Consider the following 19,168-nt stretch of genomic DNA (forward strand, 5'->3'; position numbering starts at 1 on the left):
CCGGCCTATGCAGGCGCCTTTGTCTATGGAAGGACTTGGCAGAAGCCATCCCAAATACCGGGAGAGCGTCCATACAAGGCTCCGCGTCGTGGAATGGACTGGAGGATCGTGGTGAGGGACAAATACCCCGCCTATATCGATTGGGAGATCTTCGAGAAGATCCAGGCGATGCTGTGCGACAATCGCGCGGAGTATCAGCACATCAAGAGCCGTGGAATCCCCCGCGACGGGGCAGCCCTGCTTCACGGCATCACCTATTGCGGCGAATGCGGACACAAGATGGCCGTGCGTTACAAGGGTGGCAGTCAATATGTCTGCAATCATCTCAAAATCCAACGTGGCGCTCCGGAATGCCAGAACCTGCGTGCCGCCCCGATCGACGCGCAAGTCACAGCAGCTTTCTTGGAAGCGGTGGTGCCGGCTGAAATCGATGCGTTGTCCAAAGCACGCAAGGCCCATCTGCAGTCCGAAAGAGCCCTGCGCCACGCTGAGGAGCAGCAAATTGAGAGGCTGCGCTATCAAGCTGCCCTTGCTGAGCGCCAGTTCAATCGCGCCGATCCTGACAACCGGTTGGTTACCGGCGAACTCGAGCGGCGCTGGGAAGCGGCCCTGTTGGAGCTGCGCCGAGCCGAAGAGGCATTGGCCTTGCGCACGATGCCCAAGGCCTGTGAACCCGTTGGCGTTCCTCACGATCTGCGTGCCAAGGTGATCGCCCTCGGAAATCGTCTTCCGGCGCTATGGGAGAATCCAACGACCCGCAGGGATCATCGCAAGGCGCTCCTGCGCTGTCTGATCGAAAAGGTCGTCATGCGACGTTGCGCTCGCGACAAGGCCGAAGTGCGCATCGTGTGGCGCGGCGGCGCAACCACTGAGCTCCTGGTCACACTACCGGTTAATGCGGTGTCCGCCTTGCCGCGGCACCAGGAGATGGTGGCGCGCATATGCGCGCTGGCTCATGATGGCATCCACGACGATGAGATCGCGCGCATCCTGACACAGGAAGGGCATCACTCGCCGTGGGAGGCGGATAAGGTTCTGCCGGTCACGGTCCAGCGCATTCGTCTCAAACACCGCCTCAAGGTGCGGCCTCGACAAACGCGATGGCCGGCAGTCACAGTCCATTTGACCGTAACCCAATTGGCAACCCGTGTCGGGATTCCCACCAAGTGGATCTATGTTCAGCTCAAGCGAGGAAGCATCCTGACCATCCGGGAGCCTTCGGGCCGCTTCCTCTTCCCCGACGACAGAACCGCCTTGCAAGCCATCCGCAGCTTGAGGAATCACCGTGTCGCGAAGATCGATCTGAGGGAGCATCATCATGACAAGTAGGGGCATCAACAAAGGGCCTCGGGCGAGGTATGCGACTGCGTTGCCATCAAGGGCACAGCGGGCCTCGTGCAAGCGGTATGAACTCGCGCCCTAATCGGCGCGCCTCGACCGGGGAGTGGCCGGCGGTTTCTGCGCAAAATACGGGTTCTCGATGCATGCCGCGGAGCGGCCGACGGCGAGATATTTGCACTGCTGCAGCGAGGTGTAGCGGCAGTCGAAATAGCCGATCTGGCCGTAGATCTGCATGCAGACCGGATATCTCGGATCATAGGTCTGGGCGCGCGCATGCCCGCTTACGAGGAGTGGACCGATCACGACGAGCGCGAGGCAAGCGCAGCGCATCAGCGCGGCCAAGAATAGTTCGGCGAGTAGCCCGGCGCCTGAACGCAGGGACGATTCGGGCAGGCGTAGGGATCGTCCGACTGGCCGGCGAAATACGGGTTCGCAATCCAAGTGAGGGCGCGGCCCGATGCGCTCACCTGACATTGCGCGTAGCTGTTGAAGCGGCAATTGCTGAGGCCCGGCCATTCATCGCCCGTCAGACGGAAGGGAGGATTGACACCATAAGCGTGCGCGGACGCGATTGCGAGCACGCGTGCGCAAATATGGCGACAATGGGACGGCAACGAGTCCACGCACTACAATTCTGTGATCACGCCATTGTGCACGCATTGGTATTCGGTGCGCGTGTCGTGCGCATGTCGTGTCGTCGACATTAGAACCGCTGAAAACCCTTGTTTCAAAGGGTTTCCAGCGCGCCGTGCTAAATGTTCATTAATGAACAAAGGCCCTTTGGACCCGACTGTTGCGTCGGGGTTACAGCAATTCCGTCGATCGCTGATAAGAGGTTCGCACGGCCCGGGGGCCTTCTGAAGAAACTGGAACGGGAATCAAATGAAGAAGAATTTGTTGCTTGCCGCTGTGAGCCTCGTCGCGCTCAGCGCGACTGCGCCAGCGCTGGCTGCCGATCTCGCGGCACGGCCGTACACCAAGGCGCCGCCGGCGATGGTCGCCGCGATCTACGACTGGAGCGGCTTCTACATCGGTATCAACGGCGGCGGCGGCTCCTCGCACGCGACCTGGGATGTAGTCGGCTTCGGCCGCGACGGTTCGCACGATGCGACCGGGGGCACGGTCGGTGGCCAGATCGGCTATCGCTGGCAGTCGGGCCAGTGGGTGTTCGGCGTGGAAGGTCAGGGCAACTGGGCCGACTTCTCGGGCAGCAACACCGGCGCGATCACCGGTCTCACCAACCGCACCAAGATCGACTCGTTCGGTCTGATCACCGGTCAGGTCGGCTATGCCTGGAACAACGTCCTCGTCTACGTGAAGGGCGGTGCTGCCGTGGTCGGCAACAAGTTCGACATCCGCACCCCGGGCGGCGCATTCGTTGCTTCGTCCGATGACACCCGCTGGGGCGGTACGGTCGGCGTGGGCCTCGAATACGGCTTCGCCCCGAACTGGTCGGTTGGCGTCGAATACAACCACATCTTCCTGGATGGTCACGACCAGAACTTCACCAGTGGCGGCGTGCTGTTTGTGACCGACCACATCAAGCAGGACGTCGACATGGGCCTCGTCCGCCTGAACTACAAGTTCGGTGGCCCGATCATCGCCAAGTACTAAGACAAATCGCTTCGCAGGAAGCGATTGTCGAAAGCCCCGGCCTTGCGCCGGGGCTTTTTTATTGTTTGAATTCAGCGAGTTAACCATCTCGTTTCGAGATGGCCCGGACGGCTTGACTTCTGAGAACAAAATGAGAACAATGTTCTTCATACGTTCTAGCGATGGAGCAAGGCCATGTTGAAGATCTTCGTGGAAGAAGCCGCCGCACTGGCGTCGATCACGCTGTTCGTCGGGATGATCGCGATCTGGGCCCAGGTGATTCCGCAGCTCTAGGCGCGGTGAGATCGGGATTAAGTTGGTCGGTCTCCCCGGTGTTTACCTCCCCTTCGGGAGAGGTGAACGGAACTCTCCGGCCAGCAGCGACTCTCGGGGTCCCCTGAGGAAAAGCCGGACGACACAGCCAATCTGCCGCTCCGCCGTGGACTCTCGCGTCGCGAGGCACCACCATTGTGAGGCGAGTCGGCCGGGCAGGGCAGGATGCCTCCACTGCTGCCGACCGCTCCACTTCACCAGCAAGAGGCCGTCACGCGACCATGCCGAGCGCCGGATTTGTCCACCTTCACGTTCACTCGGCCTATTCGCTGCTCAAGGGCTCGATCAAGATCGCCAAGCTCGCCGAGCTCGCCAAGAAGGACCACCAGCCGGCGCTGGCGCTCACCGACGCCGACAACATGTTCGGTGCGCTGGAGTTCTCCGACAAGATGGCGGGCTCCGGCATCCAGCCGATCGTCGGCTGCGAGCTCGCCATCGATTTCGGCGACCAGGATCCCAATGCACGCAATGCGATCGGGCCATCGCGTGTCGTGCTGCTGGCGGCACAGGAGCGCGGCTATCGCAGCCTGATGCGGCTGAATTCGCGCGCCTTCCTGGAGACGCCCGACACCCACGCGTCCCACATCAAGTTCGACTGGCTCGAGGGCGAGACTGAAGGGCTGATCGCGCTCACCGGCGGCCCGGATGGGCCGATCTCGCTGGCGCTTGCCGCCGGCCACGCCGAGCTTGCCGCCACGCGCTGCGAGCGTCTGGCAAGCCTGTTCGGCGACCGCCTCTATATCGAGCTGCAGCGCCATGGCCTCGACAAGGAGCGGCGGATCGAGAGCGGGCTGATCGACATCGCCTACACCAAGGGCCTGCCGCTGGTCGCGACCAACGAGCCGTATTTCGCCGCGACCGACGACTACGAGGCACACGACGCGCTGCTCTGCATCGCCGGCGGACGGCTGATCGCGGAGACCGACCGCGAGCAGCTCACGCCGGACCATCGTTTCAAGACGCGCGCCGAGATGGCGGTGCTGTTCGCCGACATTCCGGAGGCGCTGGCCTCGACGGTGGAGATCGCCGAGCGCTGCTCGTTCCGTCCGATGACGCGCAAGCCGATCCTGCCGTTCTTCACCGTCGGCGCCGCAGCCAGCTCCGACGCCGCTGCGGTCGAAGCGGCCGAGTTGAAACGGCAGGCGGAGGAGGGGCTCGCCAACCGCCTGCGCGTCCACGGCCTGTCGCAGGGCACGACGGAGGAGGACTACAGCAAGCGCCTGGCGTTCGAGCTCGACGTCATCATGCGCATGAAGTACGCGGGCTACTTCCTGATCGTGTCCGACTTCATCAAATGGGCCAAGGCGCATGGCATTCCGGTCGGGCCGGGCCGCGGCTCCGGCGCAGGCTCGCTGGTCGCCTGGGCGCTGACGATCACCGATCTCGACCCGATCAAGTTCGGCCTGCTGTTCGAGCGCTTCCTCAATCCGGAACGCGTCTCGATGCCGGACTTCGACATCGACTTCTGCCAGGATCGCCGCGGCGAGGTGATTCAATACGTGCAGCAGCGCTATGGCCGCGACCAGGTCGCGCAGATCATCACCTTTGGTACGCTCCAGGCGCGCGGCGTGCTGCGCGACGTCGGCCGCGTGCTGCAGATGCCCTATGGCCAGGTCGACAAGCTCACGAAGCTGGTGCCGCAGAATCCGGCCGCGCCCGTCACGCTCGCCGCCGCGATCGAGAGCGAGCCGAAGCTCCAGGCGTTTCGCGATGAAGATCCCGTGGTGGCGCGCGCCTTCGATATCGCGCAGCGCCTCGAAGGCCTGACCCGCCACGCCTCGACGCACGCGGCCGGCATCGTGATCGGCGACCGCCCCTTGAGCGAGCTCGTGCCGCTCTATCGCGATCCCAAATCCGACATGCCGGTGACCCAGTTCAACATGAAATGGGTCGAGCCGGCCGGCCTTGTGAAGTTCGACTTCCTCGGTCTGAAGACGCTGACCGTGCTCGACGTCGCGGTGAAGCTGCTCAAGCCGCGCAACATCCATGTCGATCTCGCGACGCTGCCGATCGACGACGCGGAAAGCTACCAGATGCTGGCGCGCGGCGATGTCGTCGGCGTGTTCCAGGTTGAAAGTCAGGGCATGCGGCGCGCGCTGATCGACATGCGCCCCGACCGTTTCGAGGACATTATCGCGCTGGTCGCGCTCTATCGCCCGGGCCCGATGGCGAACATCCCGACCTATTGCGCGCGCAAGCACGGCGACGAGGAGCCGGAATATCTGCATCCCGTCCTGGAGCCGATCCTCAAAGAGACCTTCGGCGTCATCATCTACCAGGAACAGGTGATGCAGATCGCGCAGGTGATGTCGGGCTACTCGCTCGGCGACGCCGACCTCTTGCGCCGCGCGATGGGCAAGAAGATCCGCGCCGAGATGGACAAGCAGCGCGACATCTTCGTCGCCGGCGCGGTGAAGAACGGCGTGCCGAAGGGGCAGGCCGAGACCATCTTCGAGCTGCTGGCGAAATTCGCCGACTACGGCTTCAACAAGAGCCACGCGGCGGCCTATGCGCTGGTGTCCTACCACACCGCCTACATGAAGGCGCATTATCCGGTGGAGTTCATCGCGGCGTCGATGACGCTCGATCTCAACAACACGGACAAGCTTTCCGAATTCCGCTCCGAGGCGCAGCGCCTCGGCATCAAGGTCGAGCCGCCGAACATCAACCGCTCCGGCGCGACCTTCGAGGTCGGCGAGAAGACGATCTACTACGCGCTCGCCGCGCTGAAGGGCGTGGGCCTTCAGGCCGTCGAGCAGATCATCGGGGAGCGCACGAAGAACGGACTGTTCACCTCGCTCGCCGACTTCGCCGCGCGCGTGAACCCGCGGTCGATCAACAAGCGCATCATCGAGAGTCTCGCCGCCGCCGGCGCCTTCGACACGCTGGAGCCGAACCGGGCCCGCGTGTTTGCCGGCGCGGACGCGATCCTCGCCGCCTGCCAGCGCGCGCACGAGGCCGCGACCATCGGACAAAACGACATGTTCGGCGGCGCGGCAGACGCGCCGACGATCATGCTGCCGCAGGTCGAGCCCTGGCTGCCGGCCGAGCGGCTGCGGCGCGAATACGACGCGATCGGTTTTTTCCTGTCGGGCCATCCGCTCGACGATTACGCGACCGTGCTGAAGCGCTTGCGCGTGCAGAGCTGGGCGGAGTTTTCGCGCGCGGTGAAGACCGGCGCGACTGCCGGCAAGGTCGCGGCCACCGTGGTCTCGCGCATGGAGCGGCGCACCAAGACCGGCAACAAGATGGGCATCATGGGCCTGTCCGATCCGACCGGCCATTTCGAGGCCGTGCTGTTCTCCGAAGGGCTCGCGCAGTATCGCGACGTGCTGGAGCCGGGCGCCGCCGTGCTGCTCCAGCTCGGCGCGGAGCTTCAGGGCGAGGACGTCCGCGCCCGCGTGCTGCATGCCGAGCCGCTGGATGATGCAGCCGCCAAGACGCAGAAGGGCCTGCGCATCTTCCTGCGCGATACCAAGCCGCTGGAGTCGATCGCCAAGCGTCTCGCCGGACCCGACATGGCTGCCGCGAACGGCGCCGCGCCAAAGGTCGGCAGCCCCGGCATCGCGCCGCGCTCGAACGGCGATGGCGAGGTGTCGCTGGTGATGATGCTCGACCTCGAGACCGAGGTGGAGATGAAGCTGCCCGGCCGCTTCAAGGTCTCGCCGCAGATCGCCGGCGCCATCAAGGCGGTCGCGGGCGTCGTCGACGTGCAGCAGCTTTAGTCAACGCGTGCCGCGGCCGCTTTGTCGATTACGGTGGTCTGCCGCGCCGATCCTCGATGCGGCCGTGGAGCAGGGCAAGCTGAAGGTCGTGGGCGGCATCTACCGGCTCACGACGGGGACGGTCGATCTGGTCGCGCAGGGCTGAACGAGCTGGTCGAACGATCTGGCCGCGACGCGCGCCGTTCCCGCGCCCGCGAAGCTTACGCGGACCTGACGTCGGAGGCGTGGTCATGCCACCGCCTCAATCCGGGCTTTTCGTTCAAGCACCGTTCAGCTTGCCGCGCGCCTCATGCACGGCAGCAAACTCAACAACAATAGCGGGCAAGCAAGCCATGCGTGGGACACACAAGGCCTTCATCTGCTTCCTTCTGCCGATCCTGTTCGTTGCGGCGGGCGGGCTCGTTGACATAGCCCGGGCGCAGCAACCGGAAAAGCGAATCGCGCTCGTGGTGGGCAATGGCGCCTATGCCAAGTCGCCGCTGGCAACGGCGGCAAACGATGCCGGCCTGATCGCGCAAACGCTCCAGGCGGCGGGGTTCGACGTGGTCGGCGCGCGCGACCTCGACGGCGACACGCTGCGCAAGAGCTTTCGCGATTTCGTCCAGAAGGCGCAGGCCTCCGGCCCCGGCACGGTCGCGATGATCTATTTGTCCGGCTATGGCGTCCAGCTCGCCGGCGAGAACTATTTCATTCCGGTCGATTCCAACATCACGCGCGACACCGACGTTCCGACCGAGGCGCTGCGCATCAGCGACTACGTCCGCCAGCTCGCCGCCATTCCGCTCAAGGCAAACATCGTCGTGCTCGACGCGGCGCGGGCGCAGCCCTTCATCGAGGGCGGCCAGGCGATCGCGAGCGGCCTTGCGCTGGTCGAGCCGGAGGCGAACATGCTGGTCGCCTTCAACGCGGCGCCCGGCACGGTGGCGCCCGAGGAACCCGGGCCCTACGGCATCTACGCGCAGTCGCTCGCCGAGATGATCCGCACCGGCGGCCTGTCGCTGCCGGAGGTGTTCGACCGCGTCCGTTTGCGCGTCAACGAGGCCAGCAAGGGCGCGCAGGTGCCGTGGGACGAGCAGAAGGTGAGCGCGCAGTTCAGCTTCTTCGTGCGCGCACCGGACGCGCCGCCGCCGCAGGCCGCGCCGGACCAGGTCGCCGCGATCCGCAACAAGCCGATCCGCGATCTCGGCGTGCAGGATGCCTATGCGGCCGCGCTCGAGCGCGACACGCTGCCGGCCTATGAGGAATTTCTGTCGGCCTATCCCGATGACCCGCTGGCCAAGCGGGTGACGGTGATCGTGGCGGCGCGCCGCGAGGCGGTTACATGGCGGCGGACCTATCGCACCGACACGCCGGAGGCCTACTGGTCGTATCTGCGGCGCTATCCGCGCGGCCCGCATGCAGCTGATGCGCACCGTCGTCTCGTGATGCTGACGGCGCCGGTCGAACCGCCGCCGAGCTTTGCGATGATAGATTACGACGTGCCGCCGCCTCCGCCGGAGGAGGTGGTCTATGTCGATCGGCCGGTGCTGTACTTCAGCGACCCTGATTTTGGCTTCGTGCCGCCGCCGCCACCGCCGGTCTATTTCTGTCCGCCGCCGCCGCCGGATTTCGTCGTGCTGCCGCCGCCGCTTCCCGTGGTCGGGCTGTTCGTACTGCCGCAGCCGGTGTTCGTGCCAATCCCGGTGTTCGTGCAGCCGCCGGTCTATGTCGCGCCGCCGCCGAACAACATCATCTTCAACAACATCCACAACACCACGGTCATCAACACTGTGATCAATCAGCAGCCGCCGGTAACAGCGGCCGGTGATCCGGCTATTACCGCGACTGCGGCAGCATCCGGAAAGCCTGTCGGGGCAACGACGGCTGTGCCGCCGACCGTGATTCAAAAGGCTGCCCTCATCCGGGACAACAAGGCGCCGGTCCCCAACACGGTGTCGGTTGATCCGACAACGAAGGCCGGCTTGGCAGCCTTGAAGACAAGGAGCCAATTCACGACGCCGACCGGCAACGCTGCTGCGGGAACTCTAACGGGCACGCCCGGGACCGGCAACGCCGCGGCGAAGACGGGAGCTCGGGGCACAACGGTCACGGGAACGCAGGGCGCGCCAGCGACCGGTGGCGCGGCGACAGCGGCCACCGGCAATGCCACGACGAAGACAGGAGCCCCCGGCGCGCCGGTCACCGGCAATGCCACCGCGCCCACGGCCGGAGGCAAGGCCAATCCGGCGAATACGGCCACCGCGCCGAGCACGGCGGATACGAGGGCCAGTCCGCCGTCCAACCACTCCTTGCCCGTGCCCGGCCAGACCGCGCCCGCGATCAAGGGCGCGCCGCAGACAGGAACGGCGGCCACGGGAACGTCTTCGTCGACATCCTCGACGAACCCCGCTGGTGGCTCTGGCGCCACCGCCAAACCCGGCAGCAGCTCGGAGCCTGCCAACGCCAAGCTCACGCCGCAGACGACGCCGTCAAACGCGCCGCCTCCGGGAGGAGCGCGTCCGAACGTCCAGGAGCGGGCCAATACGGTCAGTCCAGCGAACACGGCGAATACGGCCAATGCGCCGGCAAAGCAGGGAGAGACCAAGCTGACCCCACCATCGCCGCCTGTGCAGTCGCACGCCAATGTGCAGCCGGTCGAGAAGCCGGCTCTGCGCGAGACTCTGGCGCCGCGGCCGGCGCAGGCCAAGCCGATCTCGCCGCCGCCCCCGGTCACCCATGTTGCGCCGCCGTCGCGGCCGGCTCCGCCGCCGCGGCCACAGGCCGTGGCGAGGCCAGCGCCGCCGCCTCCGCCGCGGGTGGCATCGCCTCCGCCGGCCCGGGTGGCGCCACCGGTTGCAGCCGCACGGCCCGCGCCACCGCCGGTTGCCCGGCCGGCGCCGCCACCGCCACCCCGGGTGGCCGCCGCGCCGCCACGTCCGGCACCACCGCCGCGTCCGGCAGCCCCGGCGCCGAAGAAATGCCCGCCCAACCAGCCGAAGTGCTAGGGATCAGGGTGGAATCTTGGGAATGGGTCTTTCGCGGACGGTAACGTCCCCGAAAGGCCCTTATTTCCTTGCTTCTGGCCGAAATGGCGCTATATAGCGCGCCATCTCACACGGAAACATGGCTCACAAGGCCGTCCGGTGGCAGCCGGGGCGAGAACGCTCCGTTTTGCTCACACGTTTCCGGAGGAACCAACCGGAGAATTAGATCTATGGCGCTACCCGACTTCACCATGCGTCAGCTGCTCGAGGCTGGCGTGCACTTTGGTCACCAATCCCACCGCTGGAATCCGAAAATGGCGCCGTTCATTTTCGGGACCCGCAACAACATCCACATCGTCGACCTCGCCCAGACCGTGCCGATGCTGCACCAGGCCCTCCAGGCCGTCAGCGACACCGTGGCGAAGGGCGGCCGCATCCTGTTCGTCGGCACCAAGCGCCAGGCGCAGGACGGCGTTGCCGACGCGGCCAAGCGCTGCGCGCAGTATTTCGTCAATTCGCGCTGGCTCGGCGGCACGCTGACCAACTGGAAGACGATCTCGGCCTCGATCAAGCGCCTGCGTCAACTCGACGAGGTGCTGTCCTCGGGCGAAGCCAACTCCTACACCAAGAAGGAGCGCCTGACGCTCCAGCGCGAGCGCGACAAGCTCGATCGCTCGCTCGGTGGCATCAAGGACATGGGCGGTCTGCCCGACATGATCTTCGTGATCGACACCAACAAGGAAGACATCGCGATCCAGGAAGCCCAGCGGCTCAACATCCCGGTCGCGGCGATCGTCGACACCAATTCGGATCCGAAGGGCATCACCTATGTGGTGCCGGGCAATGACGACGCAGGCCGTGCGATCTCGCTCTATTGCGACCTCATCGCGCGCGCGGCGATCGACGGCATCTCGCGGGCCCAGGGCGACTCCGGCATCGACATCGGCGCATCGGCCCAGCCGCTCTCCGAGGACCTGCCGTCCACGGGCGGCTTCCAGGGCCTCGCTGGTCCGCGTGGCACCGCCGACGACCTCAAGAAGCTCCCGGGCGTGTCGGGCGCGATCGAGAAGAAGTTCAACGACCTCGGCATCTTCCACTACTGGCAGCTCGCCGAGCTCGATCACGACACCGCGCACAAGATCGGCGAAGAAGTCGGTCTGCCCAGCCGTGCGGATGCCTGGGTCGCCAAGGCCAAGGCGCTGACCGCGGAAGCGGAATAGTCAAAAAGAGCGATGGGTTGGCCGGTTAAGCTCCGGCCACCATTTCAGTTGACGCGAATTCCTGAGATGGACCGCGGCGGGGCAGTTCGAGTGCCACGCCGCGGCAAACCGCCAGGCAAGAAGGATTTTCAACGATGGCGACGATCACAGCTGCGATGGTCAAGGACCTGCGCGAGTCCACCGGCGCGGGCATGATGGACTGCAAGGCCGCGCTCACCGAGACCAATGGCGATATGGAAGCGGCCCAGGATTGGCTGCGCAAGAAGGGCCTGTCCAAGGCCGCCAAGAAGTCGGGCCGCGTCGCGGCCGAGGGCCTGATCGGCGCGCTCACCAAGGGCACCAAGGGCGTCGTGGTCGAGGTCAACTCCGAGACCGACTTCGTCGCGCGCAACGGCCAGTTCCAGGGCCTCGTCAAGATGGTCGCCCAGGTCGCATTCGACGCCGGTGCCGATGTCGAGAAGATCAAGGCAGCCAAGGTCGGCGACGTCACGGTGGAAGCCGCAATCAATGACGCGATCGCCACCATCGGCGAGAACATGACGCTGCGCCGCGCCGCTTCGCTCGAAGTGAGCCAGGGCGTGGTGTCGAGCTACGTCCACGGTGCGGTCGTGGAGGGCGCCGGCAAGATGGGCGTGATCGTGGCGCTGGAATCGTCCGGCAAGGCCGACGAGCTCGCAGCGCTCGGCCGCCAGATCGCGATGCATGTCGCGGCCGCCAATCCGCTCGCGCTCGATCCCTCCGGCCTCGATCCGGCGCTCGTCAAGCGCGAGAAGGACGTGCTCGCCGACAAGTATCGTCAGCAGGGCAAGCCCGAGAACGTGATCGAGAAGATCGTCGAGTCGGGCCTCAAGACCTACTACAAGGAAGTCTGTCTGCTCGAGCAGGCCTTCATCCACGACACCGGCAAGTCGGTGGCGCAGGCGGTGAAGGAGGCCGAGGGCAAGGCCGGCGGCCCCGTGAAGATCGCGGGCTTTGTGCGCTATGCTCTCGGTGAGGGAATCGAGAAGCAGGAAACCGACTTCGCTGCCGAAGTCGCGGCGGCGAGCGGCAAGAAGTAAGCGCCGGGACGTTCCTTCCGGCGTGCCGCCGGAAGCGGCGCCCGGACGAGGAAAGTGCTCATGACTGATCCGGTCTATCGTCGCGTGGTGATCAAGCTGTCCGGCGAATATCTCGCTGGACAGCAGGGGGTTGGCATCGATCAGCCGACCGTCGACCGCGTTGCGGATGATCTGATCGCCGCCCGCCATCTCGGCGCCGAGGTCGCGGTCGTGATCGGCGGCGGCAACATCGTGCGCGGCGTCGAGGTGTCCTCCCGTGGCGTGTCGCGGCCGACCGGCGACACCATGGGCATGCTCGCCACCATGATGAACTGCCTCGCGCTGGAAGCGGCGATCGAGCGCAAGGGCACGCCGGCGCGGACGCTGTCGGCGTTCGTCATGCCCGAGATCTCCGAGCTGTTCACCCGCGCTGCGGCGCACAAATATCTCGCCGAAGGCCGAATCGTGCTGCTCGGCGGCGGAACCGGCAATCCGTTCTTCACCACCGACACGACCGCGGTGCTGCGTGCCGCCGAGATCGGCGCCGAGGCCGTCCTGAAGGCGACCAATGTCGACGGCGTCTACTCGGCCGACCCGAAGAAGGATCCAACCGCCAAGCGGTTCGACCGGCTGACGCATTCGCAGGCGATGGAGGGCGGCTACAAGGTGATGGATGCGACCGCCTTCGCGCTTGCCCGCGAGACGTCACTGCCTATCATCGTGTTCTCGATCGCCGAGCCGGGTTCGATCGGCGCGATTCTGCGTGGCAGCGGCCACGGAACCATCGTCGCCGGCTGACGGCTCATCGGTCGCGCCCCTAGGGAAGGGCGCGGAGAGGTTGCCGGGATTCTGGCCGGGATTTTTAAGGAGAAACGAGATGGCCACGGGTAATTTCGACCTCAACGAAGTGAAGCGCCGCATGCAGGGCGCCATCCAGTCTCTCAAGCACGAACTCGGCGGCCTGCGCACCGGCCGCGCCTCCGCCTCGATGCTCGACCCGGTGCAGGTCGAAGCCTATGGCAGCCACATGCCGCTGAACCAGCTTGCCACCGTGAGCGTGCCGGAGCCGCGGCTGATCTCGGTGCAGGTCTGGGACAAGTCGATGGTCAAGCCGGTCGAAAAGGCGATCGTCGATTCCAATCTCGGTCTGTCGCCCGCGACCGAAGGCCAGGTGCTGCGCCTGCGCATTCCCGAGCTCAACGAGGAGCGGCGCAAGGAGCTCGTCAAGGTCGCGCACAAATACGCGGAAGCCGCCAAGGTCGCCGCGCGCCACGTCCGTCGCGATGGCCTCGACGTTCTGAAGAAGCTCGAGAAGAATCACGAGATGTCGGAAGACGATCAGAAGCGTCACGCCGACGAGGTGCAGAAGGCGACCGACGGCGCGATTGCCGAGATCGACCAGTTGCTGGCCGCCAAGGAAAAAGAAATCCTCACCGTCTAAGGCCACCTCCATGTCCAACGCCGCCGCGCCCGCCACGGAAGGACCCGACAGGTCCGACGCGCCTGCGCATGTCGCCATCATCATGGATGGCAACGGGCGTTGGGCGGCGGCACGCGGCCTGCCGCGGGCGGAAGGTCATCGTCGCGGCGTGGAGGCCCTGCGCCGCGTCGTGCGCGCATCGCACGAGCTCGGCATCCGCTATCTGACCATCTTCTCCTTCAGCTCGGAGAACTGGTCGCGCCCGGCGAGCGAGATCGGCGATCTCTTCGGCCTCTTGCGGCGCTTCATTCGCAACGATCTCGCGACGCTGCATCGCGACGGCGTCAAGGTGCGCATCATCGGCGAGCGGGAGGGATTGGATAGCGACATCTGCGCGCTCCTGAACGAGGCGGAGGAACTGACGCGCGACAACACGCGGCTCACACTCGTCGTCGCCTTCAACTACGGTTCGCGGCAGGAGATCGCCAAGGCCGCGCAGAAGCTCGCGCGCGAGGTCGCGGAAGGCCGGCGCGATCCGGCCTCGATCGATGCCGAGACGCTCGGCGCCCATCTCGACGCGCCCGACATTCCCGATCCCGACCTCATCATCCGCACGAGCGGCGAGCAGCGACTGTCCAATTTCCTGATGTGGCAGGCCGCCTACAGCGAGCTCGTGTTCGTGCCGATCCACTGGCCCGACTTCGACAAGCCGGCGCTCGAAGGCGCGATCGCCGAATTTGCCAGGCGCGAGCGCCGTTTCGGCGGCCTGGTCGCGAAAACCGCCTCGTGAGCGAACCCGACGCCGCACCGGCGGGCTCGGCGCCGGCCTCAAGCAATCTCGTGATGCGGGTGCTCGCAGCCATCGTGCTGGCGCCGCTCGCCATCGCGCTCGCTTATGCCGGCGGCTGGCTGTGGGCGTTTCTCGTCACCCTGGTGTCGATCGGACTGTTCGCGGAATGGCTCATGGTGGTGGGCGCGGGATCGGTCGCGCTGACCGCGTGCGGGACGATCGTCATCGCCATCATGGGATTCTGCGTCACCTTTGGCGGACTCAAGACCGCTGTCATCACTGGCTTCGTCGGCGGCGCGATCGTGACGCTGATCGCGAGGGCCAAGTTCGTCTGGGCTGCCTCGGGCTTTGCCTATGCATCGGCTGCGCTGCTGGCCTCGATCCTGATACGCCAGGACCCCGTGAATGGTTTCGTCGCGTTGATGTTCGTGCTGCTGGTGGTGTGGGCGACCGATATCGGCGGTTATTTCGCCGGCCGCGGCATCGGTGGACCGAAGCTATGGCCGCGCGTCAGCCCCAAGAAGACCTGGGCCGGGGCGCTCGGCGGCTTTGCGGCGAGCCTTGTCGTTGCGGCCGGCTTTGCGGCTTGCGGGCTCGGAAAGGCGACTCCGCTGCTGCTCGTCAGCGCCGTCCTCTCGGTGGTGTCGCAGCTCGGCGATCTCTTCGAGTCCGCGGTGAAGCGGCGCTTCGGTGTCAAGGATTCCAGTCACTTAATTCCCGGCCATGGCGGACTTATGGACCGCCTGGACGGTTTTGTCGCCGCCGTCCTGGTGGCATGGATTATCGGCTTCCTCCGCCATGGTGTGCATAGCGCCGGAAGCGGTCTTATGGTTTGGTGAGGATATGAGCGCAGTCCCATTGCGTAACAACAGGCTTGCTGCGTCCGACGTCCGCAGCGTCACGGTTCTCGGTGCCACCGGCTCGATCGGCGACAGCACGATGGACCTCTTGCGCTCGGCTCCCGAGCGCTATCGCGTCGAGGCGCTCACGGCGAACGGCAATGTCGAGGCGCTGGCAAAGCTCGCGAAGGAGTTTTCCGCGCGCTACGTCGCAATCGCCGACACCTCCAAGCTTCCCGAGCTCAAGGCCGCGCTGGCCGGAACCGGCACCGAATGCGGCGCCGGCGAAAGCGCCGTCATCGAGGCCGCTGCGCGACCGGCTGATTGGGTCATGGCGGCGGTGAGCGGTGCGGCCGGATTGAAGCCGGCGCTCGCTGCGGTCGATCGCGGCGCGCATGTCGCGCTCGCCAACAAGGAGTGCCTGGTCTGCGCCGGCGATTTCTTCATGCAGCGCGCCGCCAAGGCGGGCGCCTGCATCCTGCCCGCTGATTCCGAGCACAATGCCCTGTTCCAGGCGCTGAGCTCGGGCAATCGCGACGAGCTCGTGCGCGTCATCATCACGGCCTCGGGCGGCCCGTTCCGGACCTGGAAGAGCACCGATATCGAGCAGGCGACACTCGAGCAGGCCCTGAAGCATCCGAACTGGAGCATGGGCCAGAAGATCACGATCGATTCCGCTTCGATGATGAACAAGGGGCTCGAGGTGATCGAGGCGTCCTATCTGTTCGCGCTGACGCCGGACGAGATCGACGTCCTCGTTCATCCGCAGTCGATCATCCACGGCATGGTCGAGTTTTCCGATCGCTCGGTGGTGGCCCAGCTCGGCGCGCCGGACATGCGCACGCCGATCGCCCACTGCCTCGGCTGGCCCGACCGCATCAAGGGGCCGGCGGCCAAGCTCGACCTGGCCAAGATCGGCCAGCTCACCTTCGAGGCGCCGGATTTCGACCGCTTCCCCGGGCTCCGTCTTGCCTACGATTCGCTCCGGACAGGGAAGGGGGCGACCACCGTCTACAATGCGGCCAACGAGGTCGCGGTCGCCGCTTTCATCGCTGGAAAGATCAGGTTTGGCGCCATTGCGCGGCTGGTCGAGGCCACGCTCGACGACTGGATCCGCGGCGGGAACCAGGCCCCTCTGACGTCCGCGGACGATGCAATCTCCGTTGACCATGTTGCGCGAAATAGGGCTGCCGTCCTATTGCCTCAAATTGCCTTAAAGGCATCCTAGTTTGTTCAGGACCAGGGCCCTTGCGGCACTGGGTGAGGGAATCGATGTCCGACTTTTTTCTGCATAGTTTCAATACGTTGAGCCATGGGCTCCTCGGCTACGCGGTCCCCTTTTTGTTCGTCCTGACCATCGTCGTGTTCTTCCATGAGCTCGGCCATTTCCTGGTCGCGCGCTGGGCGGGCGTTCGCGTGTTGACCTTTTCGCTCGGTTTCGGTCCCGAGCTCGTCGGCTTCAACGACCGCCATGGCACCCGCTGGAAGATTTCGGCGATCCCGCTTGGCGGCTACGTCAAGTTCTTCGGCGACGAGAGCGAAGCCTCGACGCCGTCCGCCGCGACGCTCGAGGCCATGACCCCCGAGGAGCGGGCCGGCAGCTTCCACCACAAGAAAGTCGGCCCGCGCGCGGCCATCGTTGCGGCCGGGCCGATCGCCAATTTCATCCTGGGCGCCCTGATTTTCGCGGGCATGGCCCTGTACTACGGCAAGCCGAGCACCATCGCGCGTGTGGACGGTGTCGTGGCCGATGGCGCCGCCGCGGCGGCCGGCTTCAAGATCGGCGACGTGGTCGTCCAGATCGACGGCAAGCCGATCGACAGCTTTGCCGACATGCAGCGAATCGTCGCGATGAATGCGGGCTCCACGCTCGTTTTCCAGGTGAAGCGTGACGGTGCCATCGTCACGCTCAATGCGGCACCGACGCTCCTGGAGCGTAAGGATCCGTTCGGCAACAGCCATCGCATCGGCGTGCTCGGCGTCGAGCACAAGTCGCAGGCCGGAGAGGCCACGACCACGCCGGTCGGCTACGCGGAGGCCCTCAAGATCGGCGTCGAGCAGGTCTGGTTCATTATCTCCAGCACATTCAAGTTCCTGGGCTCGCTGTTCATGGGAACCGGCAATCCGGGCGAGGTGAGCGGCGTCATCGGCATCGCGAAGATGTCGGGGCAGGCGGCCAGCGCGGGGTTCCAGTTCGTCATCAATCTCTGTGCCGTGCTCTCGGTCTCGATCGGCCTGTTGAACCTGTTCCCGATCCCGCTGCTCGATGGCGGCCACCTTTTGTTCTATGCGGCGGAGGTGGTCCGCGGACGCCCGCTCTCGGAACGGACCCAGGAGATGGGGTTCCGAATCGGGCTCGGACTCGTGCTGATGTTGATGGTGTTTGCGACCTACAACGACATCCTGCGGATGGCGGCTTCGTGATAGGGGCTTTTTTGTGGCGTTGCTATTGAGCAACGTCTTGGAGTGAAATTGAAATTGCGACGCGCGCGGCCGTTTGCGACGTCGGGGAAATTAGTTACAAGCGGCGTGAACTTGGGGAATCTCCCGGACCGGCGTTGGGGTTGGGTCTGGTACGGAAAGATAAGGGCGCGTTGCGCATGAAGTTTGGACTGCGACTCCGGGGGGGCCTGCTCGCCACCCTGATCATGTTCGGCGCGCCGGTGGTTGCCCCGGTCGGGGCTGGTTTCATTTCTTCGTCTGCGCTTGCCCAGACCGTTCAGTCGATTTCCGTCGAAGGGAATCGCCGTGTCGAGGTGGAGACGATCCGCTCCTATTTCAAGCCGGGGCCGGGCGGCCGTCTGGATCAGGCTGCGATTGATGACGGCCTGAAGGCGCTGATCGAGACCGGCCTGTTCCAGGACGTGAAGATCAACCGCGGCGCCGGCGGCCAGATTATCGTTTCCGTGGTCGAAAATCCGGTAATCGGCCGCATTGCCTTCGAGGGCAACAAGAAGATCAAGGACGAGCAGCTAACCGCCGAGATCCAGTCCAAGGCGCGCGGCACGTTCTCCCGCGCCATGGTGCAGTCCGACACGCTCCGAATCGCCGAAATCTATCGCCGCTCAGGCCGCTACGACGTGCGCGTCACGCCCGAGATCATCGAGCAGCCGAACAATCGCGTCGACCTCATCTTCACGATCGACGAGGGCGCCAAGACCTCCGTCAAGTCGATCGAGTTCGTCGGCAACAATGCCTTCTCGTCCTACCGGCTCAGGGACGTCATCAAGACTCACGAATCGAATCTGCTGAGCTTCCTCAGCAGCGGTGACATCTACGATCCCGACCGCGTCGAAGCCGACCGCGACCTGATTCGCCGTTTCTATCTGAAGAACGGCTTCGCCGACGTGCAGGTCGTCGCTGCGCTCACCGAATACGACCCGGAGAGGAAGGGCTTCCTCGTCACCTTCAAGATCGAGGAAGGCCAGCAGTACCGCATCGGCTCGATCGATTTCCGCTCCAGCATTCCCAATTTTGACGCGAGTTCGATGCGCTCTTACTCGCGCGTCAGTATCGGATCGCTCTACAACGTCGAATCGGTCGAGAAGTCGGTCGAGGAGATGCAGATCGAGGCCTCGCGCCGCGGCTATGCCTTCGCCGTGGTCCGCCCGGGCGGCGACCGCAACTTCGAGGCGCACACTGTAGCCATCGTCTTCAACATCGACGAAGGGCCGCGCACCTATATCGAACGTATCAACATCCGTGGCAACACCCGCACGCGCGACTATGTGATCCGGCGCGAGTTCGACATCTCCGAGGGTGACGCCTACAACCGCGCGCTGGTCGATCGCGCCGAGCGCCGCCTGAAGAACCTCGACTTCTTCAAGAGCGTCAAGATCTCCACGGAGCCCGGCTCCTCAAGCGACCGCGTGGTCCTGATCGTCGATCTCGAGGAGAAGTCGACCGG

At 65.1% G+C, this 19,168-nt stretch carries 15 protein-coding genes and 1 pseudogene; 14 read left to right on the forward strand and 2 right to left on the reverse strand.

The window, feature by feature from the left end; all coding sequences use genetic code 11:
• A partial coding sequence (locus AYJ54_RS36540; RefSeq protein ID WP_201724303.1) for a recombinase zinc beta ribbon domain-containing protein occupies positions 1–1,329 on the forward strand: 1,329 nt, incomplete at its 5' end.
• A gap of 90 nt (positions 1,330–1,419) precedes the next feature.
• Here AYJ54_RS36540 and AYJ54_RS36545 read toward each other — a convergent pair.
• Together AYJ54_RS36545 and AYJ54_RS36550 are read right to left on the reverse strand one after the other, a co-directional pair.
• Positions 1,420–1,671 (reverse strand): DUF3551 domain-containing protein, encoded by a 252-nt coding sequence (locus tag AYJ54_RS36545; protein WP_063706974.1) that lies wholly within the window; start codon positions 1,669–1,671, stop codon positions 1,420–1,422.
• On the reverse strand, positions 1,671–1,934 hold the full coding sequence (locus AYJ54_RS36550; RefSeq protein ID WP_430641457.1) for a DUF3551 domain-containing protein: 264 nt from the start codon (positions 1,932–1,934) through the stop codon (positions 1,671–1,673). Before AYJ54_RS36550 ends, AYJ54_RS36545 begins: the two co-directional genes overlap by 1 nt.
• Before the next feature lie 289 nt (positions 1,935–2,223).
• Here AYJ54_RS36550 and AYJ54_RS36555 point away from each other — a divergent pair, with 289 nt between their 5' ends.
• The 13 genes and pseudogenes from AYJ54_RS36555 to bamA all read left to right on the forward strand — a co-directional run.
• Entirely contained in the window at positions 2,224–2,955 is a 732-nt protein-coding gene (locus AYJ54_RS36555; RefSeq protein ID WP_063706955.1) for an outer membrane protein, read from the forward strand.
• Between the two features lie 533 nt (positions 2,956–3,488).
• The gene (gene dnaE / locus AYJ54_RS36560) at positions 3,489–6,992 is read left to right on the forward strand and encodes a DNA polymerase III subunit alpha (protein ID WP_063706957.1); all 3,504 of its coding nucleotides are present in this window, start codon (positions 3,489–3,491) and stop codon (positions 6,990–6,992) included.
• A 37-nt stretch (positions 6,993–7,029) separates the two neighbouring features.
• Positions 7,030–7,137: pseudogene (locus AYJ54_RS50925) on the forward strand (carbonic anhydrase); the annotation flags it as partial.
• 187 nt (positions 7,138–7,324) lie between these two features.
• The gene (locus AYJ54_RS36565) at positions 7,325–9,976 is read left to right on the forward strand and encodes a caspase family protein (RefSeq protein WP_063706959.1); all 2,652 of its coding nucleotides are present in this window, start codon (positions 7,325–7,327) and stop codon (positions 9,974–9,976) included.
• Positions 9,977–10,185: 209 nt separating this feature from the next.
• Complete coding sequence (locus AYJ54_RS36570) at positions 10,186–11,175, forward strand: 30S ribosomal protein S2 (protein ID WP_063706961.1); 990 nt, start codon at positions 10,186–10,188, stop codon at positions 11,173–11,175.
• 134 nt (positions 11,176–11,309) lie between these two features.
• Positions 11,310–12,233, forward strand: coding sequence for a translation elongation factor Ts (tsf, locus tag AYJ54_RS36575; RefSeq protein ID WP_063706963.1), 924 nt, complete (start codon positions 11,310–11,312; stop codon positions 12,231–12,233).
• Positions 12,234–12,293: 60 nt separating this feature from the next.
• Positions 12,294–13,010: a UMP kinase gene (gene pyrH, locus AYJ54_RS36580; protein ID WP_063706976.1), complete on the forward strand. Its 717-nt coding sequence runs from the start codon at positions 12,294–12,296 to the stop codon at positions 13,008–13,010.
• A gap of 79 nt (positions 13,011–13,089) precedes the next feature.
• Entirely contained in the window at positions 13,090–13,653 is a 564-nt protein-coding gene (gene frr, locus AYJ54_RS36585) for a ribosome recycling factor (RefSeq protein ID WP_063706964.1), read from the forward strand.
• Positions 13,654–13,663: 10 nt separating this feature from the next.
• A complete protein-coding gene (locus tag AYJ54_RS36590) occupies positions 13,664–14,422 on the forward strand; it encodes an isoprenyl transferase (protein ID WP_063706966.1) in 759 nt (252 codons plus the stop codon).
• A complete protein-coding gene (locus AYJ54_RS36595) occupies positions 14,419–15,261 on the forward strand; it encodes a phosphatidate cytidylyltransferase (RefSeq protein ID WP_136624182.1) in 843 nt (280 codons plus the stop codon). The genes AYJ54_RS36590 and AYJ54_RS36595 overlap by 4 nt, the downstream gene beginning before the upstream one ends.
• A 4-nt stretch (positions 15,262–15,265) precedes the next feature.
• Positions 15,266–16,489: a 1-deoxy-D-xylulose-5-phosphate reductoisomerase gene (gene dxr, locus AYJ54_RS36600; protein WP_063706968.1), complete on the forward strand. Its 1,224-nt coding sequence runs from the start codon at positions 15,266–15,268 to the stop codon at positions 16,487–16,489.
• Positions 16,490–16,533: 44 nt separating this feature from the next.
• Positions 16,534–17,685 (forward strand): RIP metalloprotease RseP, encoded by a 1,152-nt coding sequence (gene rseP, locus AYJ54_RS36605; protein ID WP_063706970.1) that lies wholly within the window; start codon positions 16,534–16,536, stop codon positions 17,683–17,685.
• Positions 17,686–17,861: 176 nt separating this feature from the next.
• The coding region (bamA, locus tag AYJ54_RS36610; RefSeq protein WP_063706972.1) for an outer membrane protein assembly factor BamA at positions 17,862–19,168 on the forward strand (1,307 nt) is incomplete at its 3' end.

It is taken from the genome of Bradyrhizobium centrolobii, from assembly GCF_001641635.1.
GTDB lineage: Bacteria > Pseudomonadota > Alphaproteobacteria > Rhizobiales > Xanthobacteraceae > Bradyrhizobium > Bradyrhizobium centrolobii.

Excerpts from the sequence above, each read along its gene's own strand:
- AYJ54_RS36545 (WP_063706974.1), bottom strand. The coding sequence starts at position 1,671 with ATGCGCTGCGCTTGCCTCGCGCTCGTCGTGATCGGTCCACTCCTCGTA.
- AYJ54_RS36555 (WP_063706955.1), top strand. The coding sequence starts at position 2,224 with ATGAAGAAGAATTTGTTGCTTGCCGCTGTGAGCCTCGTCGCGCTCAGC.
- dnaE (WP_063706957.1), top strand. The coding sequence starts at position 3,489 with ATGCCGAGCGCCGGATTTGTCCACCTTCACGTTCACTCGGCCTATTCG.
- AYJ54_RS36565 (WP_063706959.1), top strand. The coding sequence starts at position 7,325 with ATGCGTGGGACACACAAGGCCTTCATCTGCTTCCTTCTGCCGATCCTG.
- AYJ54_RS36570 (WP_063706961.1), top strand. The coding sequence starts at position 10,186 with ATGGCGCTACCCGACTTCACCATGCGTCAGCTGCTCGAGGCTGGCGTG.
- tsf (WP_063706963.1), top strand. The coding sequence starts at position 11,310 with ATGGCGACGATCACAGCTGCGATGGTCAAGGACCTGCGCGAGTCCACC.
- pyrH (WP_063706976.1), top strand. The coding sequence starts at position 12,294 with ATGACTGATCCGGTCTATCGTCGCGTGGTGATCAAGCTGTCCGGCGAA.
- frr (WP_063706964.1), top strand. The coding sequence starts at position 13,090 with ATGGCCACGGGTAATTTCGACCTCAACGAAGTGAAGCGCCGCATGCAG.
- AYJ54_RS36590 (WP_063706966.1), top strand. The coding sequence starts at position 13,664 with ATGTCCAACGCCGCCGCGCCCGCCACGGAAGGACCCGACAGGTCCGAC.
- dxr (WP_063706968.1), top strand. The coding sequence starts at position 15,266 with ATGAGCGCAGTCCCATTGCGTAACAACAGGCTTGCTGCGTCCGACGTC.
- rseP (WP_063706970.1), top strand. The coding sequence starts at position 16,534 with ATGTCCGACTTTTTTCTGCATAGTTTCAATACGTTGAGCCATGGGCTC.